Annotated in this window: 3 protein-coding genes; all 3 read right to left on the reverse strand. The window is 70.6% G+C overall.

The window, feature by feature from the left end; all coding sequences use genetic code 11:
• On the reverse strand, nt 1-1,188 hold a 1,188-nt coding region (locus E4099_RS30835; protein ID WP_135342399.1), incomplete at its 3' end, for an FAD-dependent monooxygenase.
• A 2-nt stretch (nt 1,189-1,190) separates the two neighbouring features.
• Nucleotides 1,191-2,126, reverse strand: coding sequence for an aromatase/cyclase (locus tag E4099_RS30840; RefSeq protein WP_135342400.1), 936 nt, complete (start codon nt 2,124-2,126; stop codon nt 1,191-1,193).
• A gap of 28 nt (nt 2,127-2,154) precedes the next feature.
• Nucleotides 2,155-2,937, reverse strand: a complete 783-nt coding sequence (gene fabG, locus E4099_RS30845) for a 3-oxoacyl-ACP reductase FabG (protein ID WP_135342401.1) — start codon at nt 2,935-2,937, stop codon at nt 2,155-2,157.
• Between the last annotated feature and the right edge of the window lie 88 nt (nt 2,938-3,025).

Raw genomic sequence — 3,025 nt, forward strand, 5'->3', positions numbered from 1 at the left:
GGGCAGGCGGGCGCCGAGCAGGGGGTGGCCGGTGTTGTCGTCGATGTCGTAGCGGATGTCCAGGCCGGCGATCATGGCGGCGAGGTGGCCGCGTACCGCCGCCGAGGCGAGCAGTTCGGTGATCAGTGCGCGCGGTGAGCCGGCCTCGGTGCCGCCGAGGAGGAGCTGGGCCTGGACCCGGATGTTGGCCAGGACCCGGCGGCCGACCGCGTGGCGCTCGGTGTGGTAGGTGTCGAGAAGGGTGTCGGGGGTGCGGCCGCGTACGGTGGCGGCGAGTTTCCAGCCGAGGTTGACGGCGTCTTGCAGGCCGAGGTTGAGGGCCTGTCCGCCGATCGGCATCTGCCGGTGCGCGGCGTCGCCCGCGAACAGGATCCGGCCGTGGCGGTAGTGGGTCAGTTGCCGGCAGGCGTCGCCGAAGGAGTTGACCCACAGCGGTGTGCCGGAGCTGATGTCCTCCCCCGTGACCCGTTGCCAGACCTCGCACACCTCGGCGAAGTCCGGCTCCCGGGTGCGCGCTGTGGCCTGGCGGCCGAACTCGTGCACCATCACGCGGGTGACGCCGTCGCCGCGTCGTGCGGCCACCGCCAGGCCCCGTTCCAGGCGCTGGAAGCGCCGGTTCGGTATGTCGATGCCCTCGACGTCGGCGCGCAGCAGTTCGCGCCGTGCGTCCTGGCCGGGGAAGTCGGCCCCCAGCAGGCGGCGGACGGTGGAGTTCTCGCCGTCGCAGCCCACCAGGTACCGGGCCCGTATCCGTACCGGTCCGGTGGGGCCGGCGGCCACGGTTTCGACGTGCTGCTCCCCGGTGCGCAGGGCGCGCAGTGTGTGCTGCCTCGCGATGTGTGCGCCCAGGGATCGTGCCCGGTCTTCCAGTACGCGCTCGGTCTGGGTCTGCGGTACTTTCCACTGCCCGGGGTGGGTGCTGGGCAGGGTGAGGTCCAGTGGGATGCCGCCGAAGTGTCCGCGGATCTCGCGCGGTGGGGTGCCGAAGGCGGCGAGCAGGCCCCGGCTGTCGAGGATTTCCATGGTGCGGGCGTGCAGGGTGGAGGCCCTCGACTCGGTGGTCGGGGCCTGGCGTGTCTCCAAGACGATCACGTCGGTGCCGTTGAGGCGCAGTTCGGCGGCGAGCATCAGCCCGACCGGTCCGGCGCCCACGACGACGACCTCGGTGTCCAGCCGCTGGGCCGCCATGGTCAGCGCTGGTTCTCGGCGTGGTCTTTGGCGTGGCCCAAGGTGGCGCGGCTGTTGGTGCTCAGCGCGTCGTGCACGTACTTCCTGGCGTCCGCGACGGTGGCGTCCGGGCCCAGGACGCGGGCGATGTTGGCGGTGTTGAGCACCACGGTGTGCTGCGAGGTGGCGGTGCTGGTGCCGTCGGGGTTCTCGATGAACGTCCAGTAGCCGGTGTGGAGGGTCATCAGGGCGGGCAGGGTGATCTGCTTGTAGGCGATCTTGTGGTGGGGGAAGGTCACCCGGTACGACTTGGTGGTGTGTGTGGAGCCGTCCTTGGCGCGGGTGTCCATCTCCAGCACCTGCAGGCCGGGGGTGGGCTCCTCGAAGCGGACGGTGGCCACGTGCGGCAGTCGCTCGGGCCATCGGCCGGCCTCGTTGACGAAGTCGTAGGCGTCCTTGGCCGCCCCGGCGATGGTGATCGAGTCCTCGAAGGAGAACGTGACGTCCTCGGTGGTGTGGACGAGTTCGACGTTGGACTTGAGGGCCGCCAGCTCGGAGCGCGAGTTGCGGTCGACGGCCTCGTCGATCCAGGCCAGGCCGTCGGGGTCGTCGTCGATCGCCCGGTAGTCGTGCAGCAGCCGTACCCGGGAGGTCGTGCCGGTGAGTGGTTCGATGATCCAGGTGCCGCCCATCGCGGCGACCGGGGGTGTGGAGACCTCCTGGCGGAAGGTGATGCGCAGGGCGTCGGCGTCCAGGGTGCGGCGGGAGGTCCAGTTCTTCGGTTCGCCGCCCGCGGTGGCCCAGATGCGGATGCGTTCGGTGTCGCCGTCCTTTTCGAGGTGGTCGACGTAGAGGGTGGGGGGGAAGATCCGCGGCCAGTTCTCCACCTGGGCGATCAGGCGGTAGACGGCGGGGGCGGGGGCGCCGATATCGATGGTGTGTTCGACTTCGCGGAGCATGGTGGCCGATCTCCTTTCCGGGTGGGGGCTAGAAGTTGCCGAGGCCGCCGCAGACGTTGAGGGCCTGCGCGGTGATGGAGGCGGCGGTGTCGGAGACGAGGTAGCCGACCAGGCCCGCGACTTCTTGGGGGGTCGAGTAGCGGCCGAGGGGGATCTTCGCCTGGAACGTGGCGAGGATGGCGTCCTCGGTGGTGTCGTAGGCGGCCGCGTAGCCCTGGCGTACGCGCTGTGCCATCGGGGTCTCCACATAGCCGGGGCATACCGCGTTGACGGTGATGCCGGTCGGCGCGAGTTCGTTGCCCAGGGCCTTGGTGAAGCCGACGACGCCGTGTTTGGACGCCGAGTAGGGGGCGCCGAGGACGACGCCCTGCTTGCCCGCGGTGGAGGCGATGTTGATGATCCGGCCCCAGGTCTTGGCGCGCATGCCGCCGGCGGTGAGGACCGCGCGGGTCATCCGGAAGACGCTGTTGAGGTTGGTGTCGATGACGTCGTCCCACAGTTCGTCGGCGATGTCGGCGGTGACGCCGCCGCCGCTGCGGCCGGCGTTGTTGACCAGCACATCGACGGTGCCGAACCGGTCGACGGCGCCGGCGACGAACGCGGCGATGGCGTCGGTGGACCGGACGTCGAGTGCGGTGCCGTCGACGTCGAGACCTTCTTCGCGCAGGTGCTTGACGGTGCTGGTGACGTTCTCCCGGGTGCGGGCGCCGAGGTAGACCCGGTGGCCGCCGGTGGCCAGGAGCCGGGCGACGGCGAGGCCGATTCCGCTGGTCGCGCCGGTGACGAGGGCGACGCGCTGGTCCTGCTGCATGGTGGATTCCTTCTCGGTCCGGGCCGGGTCAGGCGGTGGTGGAGACGGAGGTGAGCAGGCTGTTGACGGCCGCGATGAGGGTGCGGGG

This window comes from Streptomyces palmae (genome assembly GCF_004684805.1).
In the GTDB taxonomy this organism is placed as follows: Bacteria; Actinomycetota; Actinomycetes; order Streptomycetales; family Streptomycetaceae; genus Streptomyces; species Streptomyces palmae.